Raw genomic sequence first — 24,064 nt, 5'->3', positions numbered from 1 at the left:
AAGGCATACTTATATCATGCTTAACTAAATTAGAGGAAAAGTCACCTAAATAGCTCATCTTCTAACCACTTTATCGCTAAATCGAGGGATTGCTCATATCCTTGTGAAATTGTTTTGCTTTTTATCTGCTTAGCTTTGCCATATTCACTAAACAACGCAACAAGCTGGTTATCTGAGTAAGGTGAAATTGGATCGCCCTCTAAGCCCAACGCAAGAATAGGCACTTTAGTGCGACGACTCGATAAGAACCCTTGGACTTTCAGTGACCAAGCCATCATTTGCCCAGAGAGGCTATCAATATCAACGGCCTCCTTCCCTAAGCGTGAAGCTAAAACATCTAGGTACATCTTAGGCATTTGCTTTAACTTGGTTGGAGAAGTGAAAATATCATGAACTGGAGCCCCTAACGAGACACATGCTTTGATCTTATCCTGTTCTAAAAAAGAAAGTCTTATCATTGAATTACCACCAAATCGAAAGCCAACAAGTCCGACTTTTTGATGGTCAACCCAAGGTAGACGCGATAATTCGTGCAACACCGCTTGGTGTAAGCATGAAGAATCTTCAGTTAATGGCCAATGAGAACTGTGACCAACAGAAGGCATATCGATGGTGATCATCGCAATATCGCGTGGAGCTAAATAATCACGGAATAAACGCCACATATCCGTTTGCAAACTGTCTAAGCCAGCACTCACCATGATAACGGGATGAGGTCTATCGGTATTAGGTAAATGAAGGTTAACGATGATCTTTTTGTTTTTGTACGGTACTTCTATTTGCTTAATAACGTAACTCGTCAGTTTTGACGCTTCACTATAAGCGCTGTTAGCTAGCACTTGAGCCTGCAAGGACAAGTTATCATTTTTTAGATGAGGGTAACCGGCAATACTAAAACACAAAGACGCAGAAAAAAGTTCACTTGCCGCCTCTTCACCTTGCTTGTTATTCGCCCTTTTTTGATGACGCATACCAAGCTTTGTCCACTCATAAGACCAATTGCCCCCATGGTATCCCATCACCGTATCTAACCAGTCGTCATGTGTTCTTGAGTGCTTCGATGAAGCGATTTTTGCCAGTACTTCTTCTTGCTCTACCGGATCGATCCCCTGCCAAATCCACTGCAGACGCCTTAGGTTACGATACCAAGCATACCCTTCCTGCTGCTTTTTATTGTCCAAGACTTCTTGGCTACTTGGCATATAGCGAATGAGTGCCGAGGTTTCTTTCGCTTGTTTATGCTTTTGGAATAAGGTTTCAGAGAGATTTTTGCTTTTAGGTTCAGACATAAGCCGATTCTGTTGAGAGCGATAAGGTTATAGTAATCAAAAAAAAGGCCCTATAAAGGGCCTTTTTCAAATAAACACAAAAAGATTTATTTTTGTTTACGATTGATAGGTTCAGCGTACTGAATCGTCATATCCCAAGGCTGTTCGATCCAAGTGTCTTGAGCAATATCGACAACATAGTCATCCAATAAATCAACACCTGAAGGTTTAGCACAAACCGCAATTAATTTAGCCTTAGGGTACATTTCACGTAATTTACGAGCTGTATCACCACTGTCAACTAAGTCTTCAACAATCAAGAAACCTTCACCATCACCTTCTGGTGCTTTAATGACGGTCATATCACGCTGATGATCATGATCGTAACTAGAGATACAGATGGTATCAACGTGACGAATTCCCAATTCACGAGCCAAGATTGCACCAGGTACTAAACCACCACGACTGACAGCCCAAATACCTTTCCATTGTTCTGCAGGCATTTGCTTTTCTGCTAATTGACGGCAGTAAGTCTGCATGTTGTCCCAAGTGATAACGAATTTATTGCTCATTGTTATAAACCTAATTGTTATAAATCTAATAATTTAAATAATCTGCCTGCCATTACGCAGAGGCGATGTATTTGAAGATGAAGATAGCAGCCATAACCCACACACTCATCGATACACTGCGCCCTTTGCCACTAAACAGCTTAATGGCTGCATAGGCGATAAAACCAAGTGAAATACCTTCTGCAATAGAGAATGTCAAAGGCATCAGTAAACAAGTGACAACGACTGGAGCCGCTTCAGTCAGATCGCGCCAATCAATACTCACTAGGCCAGAAAGCATCAAAATGGCCACATAAAACAATGCACCTGACGTTGCATACGCAGGGATCATTCCAGCTAATGGCGAGAAGAATAATGCAAGTAAGAATAAAATGCCAACGACCACGGCGGTTAAACCTGTACGACCACCCGCAGAAACACCAGCGACACTTTCAATGTAAGAAGTGGTGTTAGACGTTCCCAATAGCGCACCAATAGAAGTCGCGGTTGAATCGGCAAGCAGTGCCTTATTCAAGCGAGGAATTTTGCCATCTTTACCAATTAAATCTGCTTTTTGTGCCACACCAACCAAGGTACCAGCAGTATCAAATAAATCGACAAACAAAAAAGCAAAAACCACTGAAATCATACCAACTTCAAAAATGGCTGAGAAATCAAGCTGTAAAAATGTTGGAGCAATACTTGGTGGTGTCGACATCACACCATGCCATTGCACATCACCAAATATTAAACCAAGGCCAGTTACCGCTAGAATAGCGATCATAACGGCACCTTTCAGACCACGGTGCACCAAAGCAATAGTTAAGAAGAAACCAATGGCACCTAACACCGCAGGTAATGAAGTAATCGCACCAACAGACACTAATGTTGCCGGGTTATCGACCACAATTCCTGCATTTTTCAATGCAATAAAAGCAAGGAAAAGGCCAATACCCGCTGAGATGCCTGTCCGCAATGACATAGGAATAGATTCGATAATCCATTCACGAATTTTAAATATGCTGAGGAATATAAACAGGATCCCAGAAACAAACACCGCCGCCAAAGCAACTTGCCATGTATAACCCATGCCAAGCACAACCGCATAAGTGAAGAATGCGTTTAACCCCATCCCTGGAGCTTGGGCGATTGGGTAGTTTGCAACAAAGCCCATGATAAAACAGCCAATAGCTGCCGCTAAACAAGTAGCAACAAATACGGCACCGCGATCCATACCTGTATCCGCTAAGATCGCAGGGTTAACAAAAATAATGTATGCCATCGTAAGGAAGGTGGTAATCCCTGCGATAACCTCAGTGCGCACGTTGGTGCCATTTTCACTGAGTTTGAATAGCCTTTCGAGCATGATCGAGTCCTATAAAGGTAAAAAGTAAACGGTTGCGTAATCGATTGGCTGTGGATTATAGAGACATCAGATCACAAATTCCAGACGCAATTTGTTTTGAGATGAAGGAAATTTGGCTGTCAATATGAGTTAAATCCCATAAAAACAAGGGATTTTGATTGCAAATTCATCAATTTATTATGATGGTTAGCGCAGTGATTTGAAGTAATAAAGCCAAATTACAGATAAAAAAACGCCACCTCATTGAGGTGGCGGCGAATCATCTTAAGTCAAATTGACTGTCAAAAAATTCCAATATATAGGGGGTGAACATAACGTTCAGATAACATGCTTTGAGTCTTAATAACCAAAGCTTGTTGGGTATGCAAAGTTACTTGTATAAACAGATTTGTTTAGCCAGAACATTGCAGATGGTAAACCTTTCATAACTATCACCTTATTAAATCAATTGAATATTACTTGATTTCTCGGTTCCCTGGAGGCGATAAAACGGACTCATCCTTTGAGCATTTTTTCTTCGCTTTCGAAGTTGGTTACAAATATACCACCAAGAAATTAAATTACAACTACTTTAGTGATTTGAATCACATATTTTTCTTTTATTGATCTGTGTCATTCATTTTTGGTAATTAAATTACATTAATGTCAATTTAATCATAAGTACTAGTCGTTATTAATAAGAGCCTAAACACCTATTTGTAATCTCCTTTGTACACTATGTACGGTCCAACAATGATTTCACTCAAATAATTCCTCTCAAAGCAGGCTACTCGCCTATTGCCTAGAGTGGTATGCTGTGAATAACAAAAGTCACGCTATGATCAATCAATCTCTATCCAGAGAACCATCTTATTCACCTTGATCTGGCAAACTCAAATAAAAGGAGCCTTCCGTGTCTGAGTTCTATCCTGAAATCAGTAAGTTATCATCTACACCTATCTGGCAATTTTTCGATAAAATCTGTGCTATTGCACATCCCTCTAAGCATGAAGAAGCGCTTGCTCAATACATTATTCAGTGGGCAACAGAGCAAGGCTTAGGAGTTCGCCGCGATCCAACCGGTAACGTTTTTATTAAAAAACCAGCCACTCCAGGAATGGAACATAAAAAAGGTGTCGTGTTACAAGCACATATCGATATGGTGCCGCAGAAAAACGAAGATACGCAACATGACTTTGCTAAAGATCCTATTCAGCCTTACATCGACGGTGAGTGGGTAACAGCTAAAGGTACAACCTTGGGTGCTGACAACGGCATTGGTATGGCTGCTTGTCTATCGGTTTTGGCTTCTAATGAGATCAAACACGGTCCTATTGAAGTACTGCTGACAATCGATGAAGAAGCGGGGATGACTGGTGCTTTCGGTCTAGAAGCAGGTTGGCTAGAAGGCGACATTCTTCTGAACACTGACTCAGAGCAAGAAGGCGAAGTATACATGGGCTGCGCAGGCGGCATTGATGGCGCAATGACATTTAGTATTGAACGTGATGCCACGCCAAGTAACTATGTCACTCGTCAATTGACATTGAAAGGCTTAAAAGGCGGCCACTCAGGTTGCGACATCCATACTGGTCGCGGTAATGCTAATAAACTGCTTGCTCGCTTTTTAGCTGGCCACGCACAACAACTTGAACTGCGCCTAGTTGAGTTTCGTGGTGGTAGCTTGCGTAACGCGATTCCTCGTGAAGCTTTTGTCACTGTTGCCTTACCTAAAGAAAATGAAGCAAAGCTGGATCAACTATTTGGCTTCTACACAGACCTTCTTAAAGAAGAACTTGGACGTGTTGAAACCAGTATCGTTTCTTTCAATGAAGTGCAAGATGATGCTAAAACTGTATTTACTACCGCAGACCAACAGCGTTTTATTGCGGCGTTAAATGCATGTCCAAATGGCGTGATCCGCATGAGCGATGAAATTGAAGGTGTGGTTGAAACGTCATTGAACGTTGGCGTGATTACTACGGCTGAAAATAGCGTAACAGTCCTGTGTTTGATCCGTTCTTTGATTGACTCTGGTCGCAGCCAAGTTGAAGGTATGCTGACCTCTGTCGCTGAACTTGCTGGTGCTCAGATTGAATTTTCTGGCGCCTATCCTGGCTGGAAGCCTGATGCAGATTCTGAAATCATGGCTATTTTCCGTGATATGTATGAAGGTATCTACGGTCATAAACCAAATATCATGGTTATCCACGCAGGACTTGAATGCGGCCTGTTCAAAAAACCTTATCCTGAAATGGATATGGTTTCATTTGGCCCTACAATCAAATTCCCTCACTCCCCAGATGAAAAGGTAAAAATCGACACTGTGGATCTTTTCTGGGATCAGATGGTTGCTCTACTGGAAGCCATCCCAACCAAAGCATAATTAATGACTTTACCGGGCTATCTAGCCCGGTATCTTGTTTTCACTTGATTTCTATCAAAAAAATTTATCGATAAGAAAAAATTTATTCATTAGCGCACACTTTAAGCCACTGTTAGAGTTCGCCCCCTTGAAGTTCCTAGAGTTATTCACCACACTCTCTTCTAGCGATTACAGCACGTTGTTGTATCGATGATAGCGCTTAATCCTTAGCGTTATCTTTAATTCTCAAAAAGATTGAAACTGCGATGAAAGAAAAAATGATTGTCGGATGGCGGGAAACTCTTTGCCTTCCAGCGTTAGGTATTGAAAAAATCAAAGCAAAAATAGATACCGGAGCTCGTACGTCTTGCTTACACGCATTTAAAGTAGAAAGCTTTACTAAAGAAGAAGCGCCTTGGGTTCGCTTTTGGATCCACCCTTTACAGCGGAATGATGAAAAAGTCGTCGTTTGTGAAGCAAAAGTGGTAGATGAACGTACCGTACGTGATTCAGGCGGCCATGAAGAAACACGTTACGTGATTGAATCTGAAGTCAGTTTAGGTGGTCAAATATGGCCAATAGAGATCACCTTAACCAACCGTGAAAACATGGCTTTTCGCATGCTGTTAGGCCGTACCGCTATGCACAATAAGATTGTCGTTGACCCAACACAATCCTTTTTAATCGCTTTCGAGGAGCACAAATAATGAAAATTGGTATTCTGTCACGTAACTCTTCGCTTTATTCAACCAAACGTTTGATTGAAGCGTGTAAAGATCGTGGTCACCAAGTCAAGGTTATCGACGCGTTACGTTGCTATATGAATATCAATTCAGACAAGCCAGAAATTCACTTTAAAGGTGAAGAGTTGGCGGGGTTTGATGCGGTTATTCCTCGTATCGGCGCTTCAGTTACTTTTTATGGTACTGCTGTTTTACGTCAATTTGAGATGATGGGAGTCTATCCTGTCAATGAATCGGTTGCGATCAGCCGTTCTCGAGACAAACTACGTTCAATGCAACTATTGTCGCGTAAAGGTATTGGTATGCCGATCACTGGCTTTGCTAGCAAGCCCGATGACGTTAAAGACTTACTCGAAATGGTTGGCGGTGCTCCAGTGGTGATTAAATTACTTGAAGGAACACAAGGCATCGGTGTAGTGTTAGCGGAAACGCGCAAAGCAGCAGAAAGTGTCATTGAAGCATTCATGGGCCTTAAGGCCAACATCATGGTGCAAGAGTATATCAAAGAAGCGGGTGGCGCTGATATTCGTTGTTTTGTGATTGGTGATAAAGTCATTGCAGCGATGAAACGTCAAGGTGCTGAGGGGGAATTCCGCTCAAACCTTCACCGTGGTGGTACAGCTTCTTTAATTAAGATTACCCCTCAAGAACGACGCACTGCTATCGAGGCTGCAAAAATAATGGGGCTTAACGTTGCTGGTGTTGATCTATTAAGATCAGAACGTGGCCCACTTGTCATGGAAGTAAACTCATCTCCTGGTCTGGAAGGTATTGAGGCCGCAACTGGTAAAGATATTGCAGGGATGATTGTCGAATTTATCGAAAAAAATGCGGCAACAAAAGGAACAAAAACGCGTGGCAAAGGTTAAAAAAAATAAGGAATTTGAATTTCTGGGGGGAGTCATTCCCCCAGGAACACGGAAAGCTATCGAACTAGAAGCCGCTAAGCTTTATACACACTCCCCTTTATCCATTCCCATCGAAATCATAAACGGAATTTCGTCAGGTCCAACACTCATGGTCAATGCCGCTATTCATGGTGATGAACTCAATGGTGTTGAGATAGTACGTCAGTTAATTAACTCAGTTGATCCTTTGAAACTTAAAGGAACGCTGATCGTTGTACCCATTGTAAACGTATTTGGTTTCATCCATAAATCACGTTACTTACCTGATAGACGAGATCTCAATCGCTGCTTTCCCGGTAGCGAAACAGGCTCTTTAGCCTCTCGTATGGCACACACATTCTTTTCTCAAGTCGCACTACGCTGTGACTACATTATTGACTTACACACGGGGGCGATTCACCGCACCAATCTGCCACAGATTCGCGCCGACCTATCGAACCCAGAAACATTACGTGTGGCTCAATCTTTTGCGACGCCAGTGATTATCGATTCGCCACTGCGCAATGGTTCACTGAGAAGTGAAGCTGAAAAATCAGGCATTACGGTACTAACCTACGAAGCAGGTGAAGCCTTAAAATTTGATCCTCTTGCTATCAACGCAGGCATTGTTGGTGTCAAACGAACCATGCAATCTATCGGTATGATGAGAAAAAGCAGAAAATCGATCCCGACGTCGATCATTGCAAAATCAACCAGTTGGCTACGAGCTGAAAGCGATGGCATTTTAAGAACCGTAGTCACCTTGGGTGATAAAGTAGAAAAAGGCCAAGTTCTGGCTTATATCAACTCACCATTAGGCCACGTTGAGGTTGAATTAAAAGCGAATAAAGGTGGCATTGTCATTGGTCAGCAAACTTTGCCTTTGGTTAATGAGGGCGATGCGGTTTTTCACCTTGCATACTTCTCACAAAGTGATGATATGGTTGAACAAGTCGTTGGAGACTTCATTGAAGAAGTCGCAGATACCGATTTAGAACCATTAACTACAGGTCACATTACCCCACCTTCAATGGTCTAGCTCTAAATAAAAAGCACGCCCTTTTCAATAAGGGCGTGCTTTTCACTCATTTTATTTCGATTTAGCTAAACGATGCCCATATCACCGTAGTCACTAGAACTGGGCAAACAAACTTCACATACCACGGCCAAATTTTACCAAACCAACCCAATTGGAATTCAGGGAAACCTTGCTCAAGTTCTTTGACCTTGCTGTGGCGATTCCATACCCAGCCACCAAACAGACAAAACATAAGCGCAGCCATAGGTTGCAAGTACTGTGTAGCTAACATCGCGACCAGCCCAAATAGCTCAGCAAAGTTATAAACAATAATCACACTGATGCTGGCAATCGCACCACCTAAAATCCAGCTTGTTGGTGTTCGCGCTGTATTAAAACGCTCACTCACTAAAGCAACGGGGCATTCCAACATTGAAATAGAAGAAGTTAATGCGGCAATGGTCAAAAGAGTAAAGAACACTATCGAAAATACTTGCCCTAACCATCCTAAACTATCAAACATCAGCGGTAACACAGTAAAAACTAATGTATCAGAACTTAGCAATGAGCCGTCTTCAGCATAGATCTGCACACCTTTATGCATGGCAACAAACATAGCTGGCAATACCACTAAACCGGCGATAAAAGCAACGGCGGTATCAACAAGTGTTACGCTCAATGCCATCTTAGGTAAGTTTTCTTTCTTACTTAAATACGAACCGTAAATCAGCATCGAACAACCACCAATGGTCAAAGAAAAGAATCCTTGTCCCATTGCAGCCAATAATAGCTGCTTGTCCCAAATTTTAGAGAAATCAGGAATCAAATAGTGCTGTAACCCTTCCATTGCGCCCGATTGAGTCATGATGTAAATAAATAAAACACCAAACAATATAAATAATGCGGGCATCAAGCGAGTAGACCACTTTTCTATCCCTTGCTTCACTCCACCTTGGACAATGAGAATCGTCAAAACATAAAAAATAAGCGTCCCGAATAGATTTCTCTCAACGCTAAAGCCTTTAAACCAAGCGGTCATTTCAGCCATACCGAGCAGATCCGTGACCGCACCAAGGAGAAAGCAAATTAACCAACCACCTACAATGCTATAAAAAGCAAGCACAGCGCTAGGAACACTCAAGCCTATCCAACCAACAACGCCTCCGATAGCCTTGGCGACTGGATTAGCAGTGAGTGAACGCATACTATCGACAGGGTTTGCTTGCCCAAAGCGACCAATCGCCATTTCAACAACGAGCATAGGGAAGGCAACAACCATAATCATTACTAAGTAGACCAACAGAAAAGCACCGCCGCCATTACTGGCTGCTTGCGTTGGAAAACCCCAAATATTACCAAGGCCAACGGCCGCACCCGCTGCTGCTAAAATAAAACCAAGGCGAGAACCAAACAGTTCACGAGAATTAGATTGCGTCATACCACTCACACAGATATCAATAAACTAGCTAACTAGCTAACTAGCTAACTAGCTAACTAGCTAACTAGCTAACTAGTACACTAATGCAAAGCGTGATAATGAGCAATTAGATTACCTATTTATTGAGCAGGCAATCGGCAATTTGAATAATGGTCGGATGTAAATATTATTGAACAGAGAGTTGCGTTTTGGGGTTTGCTTGAAACTTTTGCACTAGATAACGTCCCCTACCCTGCGCTTTTGCAGAGTATAACGTTCGATCTGCGGCGTGATAAAAGTCTAAATAATCATTGAGCTTAGGAGTATCAATTTCAACACCACCAACACTGATTGATAAAACGTTATTTGATGGTGAAAATTGATGCACAATATGCAGTAACTCAACGGCATTGACTAACTTCTGGCCATACGATTCACTGTCTATTTCCATATCACTTGCAAGTACCACACAAAACTCTTCGCCGCCAAAACGAGCAACAAGTTTTTCCCCACGGCCATCAAACTCAAGACTTTCTAAACACTCAGCCACCGCTTTCAACGCTTTATCACCGTCTAAGTGCCCATAGTTGTCATTAAAAAGTTTAAAGTGATCAATATCGATTAAAAATAGTGTGATGTATCTAAACTTATACCGAGTTATATAGCTTTTAAAAACCTTTTCGAGGCGGCGTCGATTGGCAATTCGCGTCAGTGGGTCATGTTCTGACTGCCACTTCAACTCAGTGCGGCTTGTTTCTAACTCTGTCACTATCTGGTTGATCGTCCTTGAAAAAGCTTTCATCTCTTTGGATATAAATGTGCCTTCATGCGGCATTTTTCCGCCTGAATTTTGAAATTGATCTAATACTTTATTAGCATCAGTTATCGGTTTGACCAGCTTATTCACAACAATCAGGTTGAAGAAAAACATCAAGACAGAAAAGACAGCCAGCATCGACAATTCTTGCCAGCGAATAAAAGGAGGGATCTTAACACTGTGATTCACTTGAATTAATACCGTTGAGTGGTTACGGTAATCTAGCATTTCAAGATAGGTAATATTACTAATGGGCTTAAGCAAAACATCTTGATTGATTGATCGAACAAGTATATCGGTGCTGATTCCTGTTGCTTGTTCAATTCTATTTAAAAACTTGTTATTAATACGCTTTAAAAATATTAAATAACCTTTATCGCACTCTGAACCACCGCTGTTGCAAACTCTTGAAGTTCCTATGATAAACGGTGCATTGTCGATAACAATAAAACGGATGATTGGGTCGACAAAACTTTGCTCTTTTCTCATCGCCTCAGCAAGAAGTTCACCAAAGCGATAGCGTATTGAATCATAGCTGATTTCATTACCCGTTTCGTAGTCATACCTTAACCCCCAAACCAGCTGCACATTGGGGTCAAAAATAAAAATACCATTCAATGAGTTAGATTCAAAAGCATGAACACCAATATCATCTTGAACAAACTCCTCCGTTGGATTGCGAATAAAGTCTGCCATATCATTCCAAGCGGCGTAATCGGCTAATGAAGCTCCTAACTCTGCTTTTGCAATATTAATGACGGTTTGAACGCGTTTTACTTCACCTTGCTGTAAAGATAAGGCATGCTCTACTGCGCGATCATAAGACCACATATACTTAAAAAGTAGGTAGCATAAAACGAACAGTACAACGACTGTTACCGATACCCAAGCGGTTAACCATTTTAAACTAAAATTTTTAAACAATGTTCAAACCATCAGTCACTGTAACGAAGTTGGGATGCGAAAAGACACCCCCTAAGTTTAGATGGTAAACACCTGATAATCTTTTAGTTCAGGTATTTTTTGATGCAATTGTTGTTCTTGCTCAACCATATTGTCGAGAGACTCACAAAAATCTTCGCTCTCTTTTTGGATTTGAGTGGAATGCTCATTAATTCGCACTGCGATCTTGTCTTTAAGTTCAGCCATGGTATTTGCCAGTTCGGTTAGATTTAACCCACCCTCTTGCTGCATTTTGCTCGACAGCGCCTCAAATGCACTAGCTATAAACTCTTGATTGAACAAAGCCTTGGCCTTTTCAAAATCTTCGGCCCATGTTTCACTCATCGATTCAAAAGTTTGAGCTGGTAACACTAAATCATCACCTTGGTAATAACGACTTTCAATATCGGCAAAAAACTCTGTCATTGACTGCTTAACCTTATCGAAAGCGTTTGGTGAATCAATACTGGCCGCAACATCATCAAGAATATCATTAGCTAAAGCGAGACCATCGCTGGCTAATTGCTTCGCTTTCGGCAATGCCATATTGATATCTTCTTGATATTTCTCCAACGCTGATTGCTGTTCAGCATCTAATTCGACCCTCTCACCATGAATGTATAAGTTATTCTGGTCATCCATCAGCACTTTATCGGTAGAGGTTTTAATGATCTCAACTTTTTCGCCATTCAAATGAACTTCATGACCAACATTCACTCGACACTGTGCGGCCCATAACGGCGAACTTAGCAGCATCGACGCTAGTAATATTATTTTTTTCATCGTTCTATCTCATGAGTAACATTGTGGGGAAATATATCAAAAACAAACATTCAATGAGTTAATAACTTGTCAGCAAATCACACCATTGCATCAATAGTTGCCAATACAATTTAAACCAGAAATAACCTAAGTGTGGTTGTTATTAACCAAATAAAGTTAGAAAAAACTCAGTTGCTTATTTAGTTCTTCAGGTTTTAACATCACTGTTAAGCCTAATAATCGAATTTCTCTTCCATGCTGACGCTGCAAAATACTTTCTAATAAATGCCGAAAATCATCCAATTCTAAGCTGGAATGTAGATGCTCGATAGTGGTGAGCTGAAAGTCTGCAAACTTAACTTTTATACCTTGCTTTATAATGGACTTATCCGGGCTAACTTTACGAAGCCTCACTTCTAATTCAGGATAAAGTTTAGATTCAATTACATGCCAACACTCACTATAGGTTGAAATATTCTCACTGAATGTTCGTTCAACACCAACCGATTTCCGCTCCCGTTGAGTCACCACCTCTCTTGGGTCTATGCCGTGGCTTTTTTTCCACAACGAAGCACCTAGCCGTCCAAACTGACGCAATAATTCTCGATAATCACTTTGCTTTATATCTTTACATTTATAAAGCCCCGCCAGATGAAGCTTTTCTAGACTGACCTTACCAACTCCTGGGATTTTTTCTAACGGCAATTCATCCACTACTTGCTGAACCTTGTCGGGTGGTATCACAAATTGTCCATTAGGCTTATTCATATCAGAGGCGACTTTCGCTAGAAACTTTATTGGAGCAACACCCGCAGATGCCGTCAGCTGTAGTTCATTCCAAATTTCATCACGTATTTTTTGTGCAATGAGTGTAGCACTGCCTTGGCAGTCGCACGAATCACTCACATCCAAGAAAGCCTCATCTAAAGATAGTGGTTCTATGACTGAGGTATATCGCTGAAAAATTTGTCTAATTTGTACGGAAATATCTTTGTAGACAGACATTCGCCCAGGAACCACTAACAAATTGGGACACAATTTCAAAGCGTGTGCGGTAGGCATAGCAGAGCGCACACCAAATTTTCTCGCTTCATAATTGCAAGTACTTAATACGCCGCGCTGCTTTTCATGCCCCCCAACCGCCAAAGGGCGATGTCGATAGGCTGGATTATCACGCATTTCTACCGCAGCAAAAAAGCAGTCCATATCAATATGAATGATTTTTCTAACTTTATCTTCCACTTCTAACAACCGCTCAAAACTGTATGCATAGACAGTATATTATGACTATTGATAGATTGGAATTTTTTGATTATTTAAAAAGCAAAAGCCTGCAACAATGCAGGCTTTTAAATGTAGTGATTGCACCAATTACGCAATGCGATCTTTTTCCCACGCGGCTAATTTCTCAGCCCTAGCGGCGGCTTTTGCTTCTCGCTTTTTACGTGCGTCACATGGTTCTGGACAGTTACATACTTTATCAATCCCCACAGCACCAAGCCCACCACAACTGCCTTTAACTACTTTCTTTTGAAATACGTAGCCAACTGCCATCGCGGCAATCACACATAAAAAAACACCGAATGTAATGAAAAACGTACTCATGGCTTACTCACTTTTATTTAAATAGGGCTTAAAAGCTGTCGATGCAATCTCTTTAAACCCGTTGTCTGTTTTCACAATCATAAACACTGGGATCTGCTGCTGCTCAGCCACTTCCATTCCCTTGACTTCACCAAGTACCATTAACCCGGTCGCTAAACCATCAGCGGTCATTGATGAAGCATCAAGCACGGTAACCGACACGACTTTATGATTAATCGGCTTACCCGTTTCAGGATTAATGATATGAGAATAGCGAATGCCATCCTGTTCGAAGTAATTACGATAATCACCAGATGTTGCTATCGCCAAATCACCAGGTTCAATAATTTCTTGAATCGTACGCTCATCAATAGTGGGTTTTTCAATAGCAATTCGCCAAGGGACACCATCTCGGTTTACCCCCTTCAAGCGCATCTCACCACCGACTTCAACCATATAATTTTCAATACCTTGCGACTGAATGTAGTCAGCAACCACATCAACTCCCCAGCCTTTCGCTATTGTAGATAAATCGACATAAAGATTAGGAAGATCTTTACTCAGTGTAGTACCTGTTGCCGATAAATGTTCAATACCGATGTTTGCCATTCTGTTTGCTAATTCGGCATCAGTAGGCACAACATCAGGTCTGGCTTCTGGGCCGAACCCCCATAGATTAACCAGAGGCCCGACAGTGACATCTAGCGCACCTAAAGTTAGTTGATTCAGTCGGATCGCTTCTTTCACAACAGTAGCCGTTTGGCTCGACACAGTGAAAGGTGTTGTCTCCTGAAACTGGTTAAAGCGGCTTAACTCGGAATCTTTACGATAAGTCGACATTTGATCATTGACTTGTTCCAATAAACGATCGACTTCTTTTTGTACACTTTCAGAGCTCGGAATGCCGTCTGCTTTAATGTATTTAATATTGTATGTGGTACCCATCGTCGGGCCACTAAGATGCACTTGCTCGACTGGTTTTTCACAACCCGCTAACACAAGTAGAGAAGCTAACGCAACAAGCCATTTTTTCACTTGTTTACTCCTATCAATGAAAAGTGGATATAGGAAAGAAGTCGCATTCCTATTTGCTATATCAACTCAATCAACCATTATCGATTGTAGAATTTGAACCTTTTTAAAAAATTATCAAACTTCAATTACAATGAGAATAAAAACAAATGGCTGACCCCTAAGAGCCAGCCATCACTTAACTATCGAGGTAAATTAACCACCGAAGTCATCAAGAAGGATGTTTTCATCTTCTACACCAAGATCTTTCAGCATGCCGATAACCGCAGCGTTCATCATTGGTGGACCACACATGTAGTATTCACAATCTTCAGGAGCTTCATGATCCTTAAGATAGTTTTCGTATAATACATTGTGGATGAAACCTGTGTATCCGTCCCAGTTATCTTCCGGCATTGGGTCTGAAAGCGCACAATGCCATACGAAGTTTGGATTCTCAGCCGCTAAGCCATCGAAATCTTCCACGTAGAACATTTCACGTTTAGAACGAGCACCGTACCAGTAAGACATCTTACGAGTTGACTTCAAACGCTTCAGTTGATCGAAGATATGAGAGCGCATCGGCGCCATACCAGCACCACCACCGACGAAGACCATCTCTGCATCAGTGTCTTTCGCGAAGAACTCACCAAACGGGCCAGAGATCGTACACTTATCACCTTCTTTCAGTGACCAAATAAACGATGACATTTGACCTGGTGGTACGTCTGGATTATTTGGTGGCGGCGTAGCAATACGCACGTTCAACATAATAATACCGAACTCTTCTGGGTAGTTAGCCATTGAGTAAGCACGGATGATATCTTCATCTACCTTAGACTCGTAGCGGAACAAGTTAAACTTATCCCAGTCGCCACGATACTCTTCAGGTACATCAAAGTCTGAGTATTTGATGTGGTGAGCTGGCGCTTCAATCTGAATATAGCCACCCGCACGGAAAGGTACGGATTCGCCATCAGGGATCTGCAGCTTAAGCTCTTTAATGAATGTTGCCTTGTTATCGTTAGAGATAACGGTACATTCCCATTTTTTAACACCAAAGATCTCTTCTGGAAGTTCGATATCCATGTCAGTCTTAACTGCAACCTGACACGCTAAACGCTCACCCTCACGAGCTTCACCTTTAGTAATGTGGTCAAGCTCGGTAGGTAGAATATCACCACCGCCAGATTTCACTTTAACGCGGCACTGACCACAAGAGCCACCACCACCACAAGCAGATGATACGAATACACCAGAACCAGCTAGCGCGCTAAGTAGCTTACCACCTGGCGTGGTTACGATGGCTTTATCAGCATCGCCATTAATTGAGATTGTAATGTCACCTGTTGGTACTAGCTTCGATTTAGCGAATAAAATCACTAATACGAGTGCTAGAACAATCAGAGTAAACATCACTACACCAAGAATAATGTCCATTGACTATTCCTTTATTGTTGCGGTTTACCCGACTTACAGTTGAACACCGGAGAAAGACATAAAGCCTAACGCCATCAAACCTACCGTGATGAAGGTGATACCCAAACCACGTAAACCCGGAGGCACGTCTGAGTACTTCATTTTTTCACGAATGCCGGCAAGAGCGACAATTGCAAGCATCCAACCTACACCCGAACCGAAACCATATACTACTGATTCTGTGAAGTTATAATCACGTTGAACCATAAAGGATACACCACCAAAGATGGCACAGTTTACGGTGATCAACGGTAGGAAAATACCTAATGCGTTGTACAAAGGCGGGAAGAAACGATCCAAGATCATTTCTAGAATCTGTACTAACGCCGCAATAACACCGATAAAGGTAATGAAGTTAAGGAATGTCAGATCGACGCCTTCAACCAAAGCATTTTCTTTCAGTACTAGGTTGTAAACTAAGTTGTTCACTGGTACCGAAATAGTCAGAACCACAACAACCGCTACACCTAAACCAAAAGAGGTCTTTACTTTCTTCGATACTGCAAGGAATGTACACATACCTAAAAAGAAAGAAAGCGCCATGTTTTCGATGAAAATCGATTTCACTAGCAAACTAATATAATGTTCCATGACGTCCTTACTCCTTCGCTTCTACTTGTTCAGGTTTGAACACACGAATTGCCCAAATCATGAAACCAATGAGGAAGAATGCCGAAGGGGCTAGTAGCATCAAACCGTTGGGTTGATACCAACCGCCGTTGCTTACTAGAGGTAGCACTTCCATACCAAATAGCTTGCCTGAACCTAGAAGTTCACGGAAGAAACCAACAGTAATCAATACAAAACCGTAACCAAGACCGTTACCGATACCATCAATAAATGACGGAATTGGCGCAGATTTCATCGCGAAAGCTTCTGCACGACCCATAACAATACAGTTAGTAATGATCAAACCAACGAATACTGAAAGCTGCTTAGATATATCATAAAGATAAGCTTTCAATATTTGGTCTACCACAATAACTAACGAAGCAATGATCGCCATTTGAACGATGATACGCACACTGTTAGGTATGTGGTTACGGATGCTTGAAACGAAGAAATTAGACAATGCGGTTACAAAGGTTACCGCCAGTGTCATTACAAATGCCGTTTCGAGTTTGGTCGTTACCGCAAGAGCAGAACAAACCCCAAGAACTTGTAGCGCGATTGGGTTGTTATCCAATACTGGCGCTAGAATGCTCTTTTTAAGATCTTTTGCGCTAGACATTAGTTCAGACCTCCGTCACGAACTTTTGCTAGGAATGGACCAAAGCCCATATCACCTAACCAGAAGTCAAATGTGTGTTGAACACCGTTGCTGGTTAATGTGGCACCTGATAGGCCATCAACACCATGCTCAGAACCCGCTGGAGCACCACCTTTAACAATTTTAATTGCTGGCTGGTGGTTTTCATCAAACAATTTCTTGCCAATGAATTGAGCACGCCATGATGGGTTTTCAACTTCACCACCCAATCCCGGAGTTTCACCTTGTTCATAGTAAGTAATACCAGACACGGTATTACCATCGGTTTCAACAGCCACAAATGCGTACATCATTGACCACAGACCATTACCATGAATAGGAATAATCACTTTAGAAATCTCATCGCCATTCTTCACTAGGTAAACAACACCCGTGTTAGCACGACGAAGAATTTTCGCTTTATCTTGTTCAGCTGTTAGCTTGATAGACTCTGCTGGTACTTTTGCAGCTTTACGTTGGTCGTAATTAGCTGCATCACCTTCAACAAAATCACCGCTATCAAAGTCAACAAGGCGAGGTTCAATGTACTGAGCAAATAGCTCAGGCACAGTACCTTCGGCTTGAAGACCTGCCATTTCAACAATTTTGCTTTGCTTATCAAGCACTGCGTTTGCTTTTTGCTTATCACGCAGGCCAACCGCCGCTGTCGATACGATGATTGAGCACACTAAGCTCAATGCGATAACAACAAACAGCGTCTTTTTAATGCTATCGTTATTACTTGCCATAGCGCGCTAGTCTCCGCTTGATGTTCTTCTCAATAACCACGTGGTCGAACAGAGGTGCAAATAGGTTCGCAAATAGAATCGCCAGCATCATACCTTCTGGGTATGCTGGGTTAACCACACGAATCATCACACACATTGCACCAATCAGAATGCCGTATGCCCACTTACCTTTATTAGTAAATGAAGCGGATACAGGGTCTGTTGCCATGAAGAACATACCGAACGCAAAACCACCTAATACTAGGTGCCAATGCCATGGCATGTTGAACATTGCATTAGTGTCTGAACCAACTACATTAAACACTGTTGAGATAGCAATCATACCGATCATAACACCAGCGATAATGCGCCATGAAGCAATGCCCATGTACACAATAAACGCCGCACCAATCGCAAGAGCTAGTGTTGAAACTTCACCAATAGAGCCAGGAATGTTACCAACAAAAGCATCCATCCACGTGATCGCTTCACCGGTTACTTTGTTCATCAGTGCGCCATTACCGCCTTGAGCCCATTGGCTAAGAGCAGTTGCACCAGAGAAACCATCAGCAGCAGTCCAAACGACATCTCCTGAGATTTGAGCTGGGTAGGCAAAGAACAAGAACGCACGTCCCGCAAGTGCAGGGTTTAAGAAGTTACGACCTGTACCGCCGAAGATCTCTTTCGCTACAACTACACCAAAGGTAATACCCAAAGCGGCTTGCCATAAAGGCAATGTTGGCGGAACAATCAAGGCGAAAAGGATAGAAGTAACGAAGAAGCCTTCATTTACTTCGTGCTTACGCACCATACAGAACAAGACTTCCCAGAAACCACCAACAATAAATACCGTTGCGTAGATTGGTAAGAAGTACGTTGCCCCAAGTAACATCATACTGCCCCAACCGGCTTCGGCACTTAATGTGCCACCAAGCATTTCGGTTAACCAGTAGTGCCAGTTTCCACTGATAACACCAGCCAGTTCAGCGCCAGCATATAAGTGGTTTAGAGCAGTAATAGCTTGATGACCAACGTTATACATGCCCCAGAACATTGCTGGGAACACCGCTAGCCAAACCATGATCATGATACGTTTTAAGTCAACGCTATCACGAACGTGCGAGCTTCTTTTTGTTACTAAACCAGGCGTGTAGAAAAGCGTTGCCGCTGCTTCATACAAGGCAAACCATTTTTCATGTTTACCACCAGGCTCAAAATGATGCTCGATGTCTTCAAGAAACTTTTTAAGGCCCATGAAAATTACCCTTCCTTCTCAATCTTATCTAGGCACTCACGAAGTAGTTGACCATATTCGTATTTGCCAGGACATACAAAGGTACACAATGCGAGATCTTCTTCGTCTAGTTCCAAAGCACCTAAACGCTGAGCGCTATCGATGTCACCGGCACATAGATCACGAAGTAGCAATGTTGGTTCCATATCTAATGGCAACACTTTTTCATAGTTGCCGATTGGCACCATTGCACGATCACTACCATTGGTAGTCGTTGTCATATTGAACAACTGACCTTTGAATAAGTGACCAAGGAAAGAACGAGTTACAGAGAATTTATTCTTACCAGGCATCGCCCAGCCAAGAAAATCTTTGTCACGGCCTTCACGAAGGACGGAAACCTGAGAATGATAACGACCAAGATAAGCATGTGGACCACTAGCATGAGTACCCGAAAGTACGGAACCAGAAATCACACGAACCTCACCAGGCATCAATTCGTTATCCGTTAGCTCTTCAAGGCTAGCGCCGATCTGAGTACGAATAAGACGAGGGTTATTTACCACAGGACCAGCAAGTGATATTACACGGTCAGTGTATAGCTCACCGGTTAGGAACAATTTACCAACAGCAATGACGTCTTGGTAACCGATGCTCCACGCCACATTTTCAGCACTAACTGGATAGAGGAAATGCATGTGAGTACCAGCAAGACCTGCTGGATGAGGACCATCAAAAACATGTTCTTCAATGTTTGATTGAGAAGATCGCGGCAGACTGGTACCTGATTTACAAACGTAAACCTTACCTTCTGTTAGCGTTGAGAGAATATCAAGCCCAGCAACGAACGATTCAGACTGTTCGTTAATGATCGCTTCAGGTTTTGCCGCTAATGGATTGGTATCCATTGCTGTGACAAAAATAGCCTGAGTTGAAGACTCAATTGCTGGAACCTTGCTGAACGGACGAGTACGCAACGCAGTCCAAAGACCAGACTCAACTAACTGAGTTTTAACCGTTGCACGGTCAAGACTTGCCAATTGGTTGGCTTCGAAGTTATCAAACGTGATTTGCTCATCACCTGCTACTTCAATCACTACAGATTGAAGAACACGCTTAGCACCACGATTCACTTCAATAACTTTACCGCTTGCTGGTGAAGTAAATTTCACACCGGGATTCTTTTTATCTTCGAAAAGAATTTGAGCTTTCTTTACTTCATCGCCTACGCGAACATGCATTGTAGGACGCATGCCGACGTACTCTTCGCCAAGCAAGGCGACTTTAGTGATGGTTTTACCATCATTAATCACCTGGGATGGAGTTCCTGCAATAGGAAGGTCCAAACCCTTTTTTATTGTAATCATACGCACTTGCACTATTTTATCGGGAAAAAGATTCTTTTAATTTGCGTAAATTCAAAGCTTGTTTATCTTTCATGGTCGTTCTTGGAAAGAGGCCAAATGAAAGTTAAACCAGCCTTAGACACGACATTTATTTGTGTCCGCTTTTGGCTTGTTTAAAACGCCAAAATCGCAACATCCTTTTAATAATCTCATCACATACGATGCGACAGATCCATTAGGTGCGGTAGTCTAGCATTTTTTCGGAACTCGATGCCACGACCAATCCCCTGATAACGGGTTTTATTTCGAAAATATTGAATATCAAAGGCTAGCGAATAGTCATAAGTTTGAAGCATCGCACAAATAGTCAATTCCACAATCTGACTAGGTGTTTATTTTTGATCACCAATTGAAACAACCTGTCTTAACCTGCCTAACCTGAAAATTTGTTGTCACACTGTTAATATTCAGCTCAAAAACAAATCAACACTCACCAAACCAATCAAACATCCAATGCTTTTTTATTTACCGCCCCCCATGCACATTGGGCTATCAGGCGCGCCACTTGTCTGTTCTTTCCATTCTTGAGGGGTGTAAGTATGCATTGATAATGCATGGATATGGCTTGCCAATTCTTCCGCGAGTACTTGGTTAACTTGTCGATGTCGAGCAATCAAACGAGCGCCCTCAAAAAGTTCACTCGCAATGATGACTTTAAAATGACTTTCAGAACCAGCCGGAACATTGTGCATGTAACTTTCGTTTTCGACTTTTAAATAGTCAGGGTTAAACGCTTGGTGCAGCTTTTTTTCAATGATGCTTTGAATCATACCTTTTCCTTATCACGTCAAAGGATGGACGAGATACTTAAATACGGAACATAACGTTGATTAGTTTACCTAGACCACTAGGATTGAGAAAGGTTTTGGTTTCTTGTTTCCTTGCCATTTGCGACAATGTGGCAGCAATTCACACAATGACATACACACATGATGAAAACAGAGCTAACGTTGCATGAACGCTCATTGAGCTTACATCGCTTCCCTAAACGTACCAATGAAACATTACAAGCATGGGATGCCGGTGATGAATATGTAATTAATTACGTTGAGGAGCAAGGTTTAGATGCTGGCAAACGGATTCTGATTCTAAACGATAGTTTTGGCGCCTTATCGTGTTGGTTTTCACAAAATCATCACGTCACCATGATGAATGATTCTTTTATATCTCATCGTGGGACATTAAAAAACTTACACAATAATGGTGGCAATGAAATCGAGTTGCTCACTACTATGGATGACATTCCACAGCATATCGATCTCGTTTTATTTCAATTACCTAAAAGTAATCGTCATTTAATATGGCAGCTTGTCCAATTGCGCAATCAGCTCCCCGCAGACTGCCCAGTGATCGCAGTAAATAAAGCGAAAGAGATTCATACATCCACGCTTAAATTATTTGAAAAATATTTAGGTAAAACAACCACATCCCTTGCGTGGAAAAAACATCGTCTCGTATTTTCCGCCCCCAATTGCTCGCCGATTCAAGAGGTCAACTCTTTCGTCGAATGGGATGTTGATGGCGAATCCATTCATCTTAAAAATTTACCGAACGTCTATTCTGGTGAAAGCCTAGATTTAGGTGCACGCTTTTTGCTGCAACACTTGCCTCAGGACCCGAATCTGCGCCATGTTATTGATCTCGGCTGCGGCAATGGCGTCTTATCGGTCAAAATGGGACAACTCAACCCTCAAACCCGAATTACCTGTGTTGACGAAAGCTTCATGGCGGTCGAATCTGCAAGACAAAACTTAGTGGATAATTTGGGAGAAGATCGCAATATTCAATGCATCGCTAACAACTGCTTAGATGGGTTTAAACAAGACAGCACATTTTTGGTATTGTGTAATCCACCGTTTCATCAGCAACAAGCTATTACTGATCACATCGCTTGGCAGATGTTCTGTGATGCAAAGCATGTTCTTAACAAAGGCGGACAATTATTAGTGATCGGTAATCGTCACCTCGGCTACGATGTAAAATTAGCAAGGTTGTTTGGCCAAGATCAGGTGAAAACTGTCGCAACCAACAATAAATTTGTTATCTTACAAGCAACTAAATAGGCAAGGATAGGAAAGGAAATAACCATGAAAAAACTGGTTCTAGCAGCCTCAATCGCATTACTCACCGCTTGTGCTGCCCCTCAACAAGAGCAAATTAACTTTATGCCGACCGCCACAATGAGCAAAAGTGACCTAGTAAAAGACGCTACTTTTACTTTTGTGAGCAAAGACGTCCGTTCAGCGCAGTATGTCGCGCTTGTGGATAATGGTCGCTCAAACATCGAGCCTATTCACTCTAAACAAAACGTGCGTATTGCATTAGAAAACGCATTATCTGAACAATTTGGCTCCCAAGGTTTCCGCTTAACCGTTAATAGTGAAAACAACGTCACTTTAGAGATCCAAGAAGCACTGGTCACGGTAAAGCACAGCGTGATGGCCAATGAGATGGATGGCAACGTGACACTAGAAATAACCGCCGAAACACCTAGGGGGAAATTGGTAAAAACTTTCAATGGCACCGCGAAACGCTCTGGAACACTCAGTGCATCTAACGAAGATATTGAAATGGTGCTCAATGATGTCGTCAACTTAGTACTCAAAGAAATTGCCAATGACAGTGAACTGAAAAGCTACATGCAGGAGCGTTTTTAATGTTACGTTCGCTAATCGCAACCTTAGCACTGGTCAGTTGTTCGGTATTTGCAGCACCAAGCGTGCAGTTTGAAACCAACTTAGGTTCATTTACTGTTGAGCTTAATCAAGAGAAAGCGCCGGTTTCGGTAGCCAACTTCATCAAATATGTTGAAGATGGTAGTTATGTGGGAAGTCAATTTCACCGAATTATCCCTGGCTTTATGGCGCAAGGTGGTGGCTTCGATGCGGATTTAAATCAACTTGAAACCTATGCCCCAATCAAAAATGAGGCAAGTAATGGTTTAAAGAATGACGCAGCTACCATTGCTATGGCTCGTACCAATGATCCAAACTCAGCGACTCGCCAATTTTTCATTAACCTAGTTGATAATGACTTTCTTAACTACGATGCGCGCCCACCAGGCTACGCCGTATTTGGCAAAGTCACACAAGGGTTTGATATTGTAAAAAAAATGGCACAGCAACCCACCAGTTCAAAAGGTAGAATGCAAGACGTTCCCGTTGAGCCTATCGTGATAACTAAAGTGACATTAGAAAAATAGCCACATCAACGCCGATTTCATCGGCGTTTAATTTTCTGGAAATAACCACACTCACG

General features: G+C 42.1%; 23 protein-coding genes. 7 read left to right on the top strand and 16 right to left on the bottom strand.

Translation table 11 applies throughout. The annotated features are described in order from the left end of the window. Nucleotides 1–41: 41 nt before the first annotated feature. The 3 genes from frsA to HGG78_RS02885 all read right to left on the bottom strand — a co-directional run bounded on the left by frsA (nucleotide 42) and on the right by HGG78_RS02885 (nucleotide 3,185). A complete protein-coding gene (gene frsA, locus HGG78_RS02895) occupies nucleotides 42–1,289 on the bottom strand; it encodes an esterase FrsA (protein WP_172532029.1) in 1,248 nt (415 codons plus the stop codon). A gap of 86 nt (nucleotides 1,290–1,375) precedes the next feature. Continuing rightward, nucleotides 1,376–1,840, bottom strand: coding sequence for a xanthine phosphoribosyltransferase (gene gpt, locus HGG78_RS02890; protein ID WP_053310903.1), 465 nt, complete (start codon nucleotides 1,838–1,840; stop codon nucleotides 1,376–1,378). Between the two features lie 52 nt (nucleotides 1,841–1,892). Continuing rightward, a complete protein-coding gene (locus tag HGG78_RS02885; RefSeq protein WP_053310902.1) occupies nucleotides 1,893–3,185 on the bottom strand; it encodes an NCS2 family permease in 1,293 nt (430 codons plus the stop codon). Nucleotides 3,186–4,077: 892 nt separating this feature from the next. On the opposite strand from HGG78_RS02885, the gene HGG78_RS02880 reads away from it, so the two are divergent. The 4 genes from HGG78_RS02880 (at nucleotide 4,078) to HGG78_RS02865 (ending at nucleotide 8,198) form a co-directional block, all read left to right on the top strand. Then, on the top strand, nucleotides 4,078–5,550 hold the full coding sequence (locus HGG78_RS02880) for a beta-Ala-His dipeptidase (protein ID WP_172532028.1): 1,473 nt from the start codon (nucleotides 4,078–4,080) through the stop codon (nucleotides 5,548–5,550). Between the two features lie 245 nt (nucleotides 5,551–5,795). Beyond that, nucleotides 5,796–6,236: an ATP-dependent zinc protease family protein gene (locus tag HGG78_RS02875; protein ID WP_053310900.1), complete on the top strand. Its 441-nt coding sequence runs from the start codon at nucleotides 5,796–5,798 to the stop codon at nucleotides 6,234–6,236. Beyond that, nucleotides 6,236–7,141, top strand: coding sequence for a 30S ribosomal protein S6--L-glutamate ligase (gene rimK, locus HGG78_RS02870; protein ID WP_053310899.1), 906 nt, complete (start codon nucleotides 6,236–6,238; stop codon nucleotides 7,139–7,141). Before HGG78_RS02875 ends, rimK begins: the two co-directional genes overlap by 1 nt. Before the next feature lie 58 nt (nucleotides 7,142–7,199). Further along, a complete protein-coding gene (locus HGG78_RS02865; RefSeq protein ID WP_422108875.1) occupies nucleotides 7,200–8,198 on the top strand; it encodes a succinylglutamate desuccinylase/aspartoacylase family protein in 999 nt (332 codons plus the stop codon). Nucleotides 8,199–8,259: 61 nt separating this feature from the next. Here HGG78_RS02865 and HGG78_RS02860 read toward each other — a convergent pair whose 3' ends face one another. The 13 genes from HGG78_RS02860 to HGG78_RS02800 form a co-directional block, all read right to left on the bottom strand. After that, a complete protein-coding gene (locus HGG78_RS02860; RefSeq protein ID WP_053311005.1) occupies nucleotides 8,260–9,615 on the bottom strand; it encodes a sodium-dependent transporter in 1,356 nt (451 codons plus the stop codon). Between the two features lie 166 nt (nucleotides 9,616–9,781). Beyond that, nucleotides 9,782–11,242, bottom strand: coding sequence for a diguanylate cyclase (locus HGG78_RS02855; RefSeq protein WP_172532049.1), 1,461 nt, complete (start codon nucleotides 11,240–11,242; stop codon nucleotides 9,782–9,784). A 150-nt stretch (nucleotides 11,243–11,392) separates the two neighbouring features. After that, nucleotides 11,393–12,136 (bottom strand): YggN family protein, encoded by a 744-nt coding sequence (locus HGG78_RS02850; RefSeq protein WP_172532026.1) that lies wholly within the window; start codon nucleotides 12,134–12,136, stop codon nucleotides 11,393–11,395. A 156-nt stretch (nucleotides 12,137–12,292) separates the two neighbouring features. Then, a complete protein-coding gene (dinB, locus tag HGG78_RS02845; RefSeq protein ID WP_053310896.1) occupies nucleotides 12,293–13,357 on the bottom strand; it encodes a DNA polymerase IV in 1,065 nt (354 codons plus the stop codon). Between the two features lie 129 nt (nucleotides 13,358–13,486). Beyond that, nucleotides 13,487–13,720, bottom strand: a complete 234-nt coding sequence (nqrM, locus tag HGG78_RS02840) for a (Na+)-NQR maturation NqrM (RefSeq protein WP_053310895.1) — start codon at nucleotides 13,718–13,720, stop codon at nucleotides 13,487–13,489. Between the two features lie 3 nt (nucleotides 13,721–13,723). After that, the gene (locus HGG78_RS02835) at nucleotides 13,724–14,734 is read right to left on the bottom strand and encodes an FAD:protein FMN transferase (RefSeq protein WP_172532025.1); all 1,011 of its coding nucleotides are present in this window, start codon (nucleotides 14,732–14,734) and stop codon (nucleotides 13,724–13,726) included. A 192-nt stretch (nucleotides 14,735–14,926) separates the two neighbouring features. Next, the gene (gene nqrF, locus HGG78_RS02830; RefSeq protein WP_053310893.1) at nucleotides 14,927–16,150 is read right to left on the bottom strand and encodes an NADH:ubiquinone reductase (Na(+)-transporting) subunit F; all 1,224 of its coding nucleotides are present in this window, start codon (nucleotides 16,148–16,150) and stop codon (nucleotides 14,927–14,929) included. 33 nt (nucleotides 16,151–16,183) lie between these two features. Beyond that, the gene (gene nqrE / locus HGG78_RS02825; RefSeq protein ID WP_053310892.1) at nucleotides 16,184–16,780 is read right to left on the bottom strand and encodes an NADH:ubiquinone reductase (Na(+)-transporting) subunit E; all 597 of its coding nucleotides are present in this window, start codon (nucleotides 16,778–16,780) and stop codon (nucleotides 16,184–16,186) included. Between the two features lie 7 nt (nucleotides 16,781–16,787). Then, nucleotides 16,788–17,420 (bottom strand): NADH:ubiquinone reductase (Na(+)-transporting) subunit D, encoded by a 633-nt coding sequence (locus HGG78_RS02820; RefSeq protein WP_053310891.1) that lies wholly within the window; start codon nucleotides 17,418–17,420, stop codon nucleotides 16,788–16,790. After that, on the bottom strand, nucleotides 17,420–18,187 hold the full coding sequence (locus HGG78_RS02815) for a Na(+)-translocating NADH-quinone reductase subunit C (RefSeq protein WP_053310890.1): 768 nt from the start codon (nucleotides 18,185–18,187) through the stop codon (nucleotides 17,420–17,422). Before HGG78_RS02815 ends, HGG78_RS02820 begins: the two co-directional genes overlap by 1 nt. Continuing rightward, nucleotides 18,177–19,421 (bottom strand): NADH:ubiquinone reductase (Na(+)-transporting) subunit B, encoded by a 1,245-nt coding sequence (locus HGG78_RS02810; protein WP_053310889.1) that lies wholly within the window; start codon nucleotides 19,419–19,421, stop codon nucleotides 18,177–18,179. Before HGG78_RS02810 ends, HGG78_RS02815 begins: the two co-directional genes overlap by 11 nt. 5 nt (nucleotides 19,422–19,426) lie before the next feature. Next, nucleotides 19,427–20,767 carry a Na(+)-translocating NADH-quinone reductase subunit A gene (locus tag HGG78_RS02805; protein ID WP_168786571.1) on the bottom strand — a complete coding sequence of 447 codons (1,341 nt, stop codon included), beginning with the start codon at nucleotides 20,765–20,767 and terminating at the stop codon, nucleotides 19,427–19,429. Between the two features lie 500 nt (nucleotides 20,768–21,267). Next, nucleotides 21,268–21,576, bottom strand: a complete 309-nt coding sequence (locus HGG78_RS02800) for a BolA family protein (RefSeq protein ID WP_053310887.1) — start codon at nucleotides 21,574–21,576, stop codon at nucleotides 21,268–21,270. Between the two features lie 162 nt (nucleotides 21,577–21,738). On the opposite strand from HGG78_RS02800, the gene HGG78_RS02795 reads away from it, so the two are divergent. From HGG78_RS02795 to HGG78_RS02785, 3 genes are read left to right on the top strand one after another with little or no spacing between them, the layout of a single operon-like run. Then, on the top strand, nucleotides 21,739–22,869 hold the full coding sequence (locus HGG78_RS02795; RefSeq protein ID WP_172532048.1) for a methyltransferase: 1,131 nt from the start codon (nucleotides 21,739–21,741) through the stop codon (nucleotides 22,867–22,869). A gap of 24 nt (nucleotides 22,870–22,893) precedes the next feature. Further along, nucleotides 22,894–23,463 carry a YajG family lipoprotein gene (locus HGG78_RS02790; protein ID WP_172532024.1) on the top strand — a complete coding sequence of 190 codons (570 nt, stop codon included), beginning with the start codon at nucleotides 22,894–22,896 and terminating at the stop codon, nucleotides 23,461–23,463. After that, on the top strand, nucleotides 23,463–24,008 hold the full coding sequence (locus HGG78_RS02785) for a peptidylprolyl isomerase (protein WP_172532023.1): 546 nt from the start codon (nucleotides 23,463–23,465) through the stop codon (nucleotides 24,006–24,008). Before HGG78_RS02790 ends, HGG78_RS02785 begins: the two co-directional genes overlap by 1 nt. Nucleotides 24,009–24,064 lie beyond the last annotated feature (56 nt).

Origin of the sequence: Vibrio aestuarianus, from assembly GCF_012395185.1 — a bacterium.
Classification (GTDB): domain Bacteria; phylum Pseudomonadota; class Gammaproteobacteria; order Enterobacterales; family Vibrionaceae; genus Vibrio; species Vibrio aestuarianus.
This window is presented reverse-complemented; position numbering and strand designations above follow the sequence as displayed.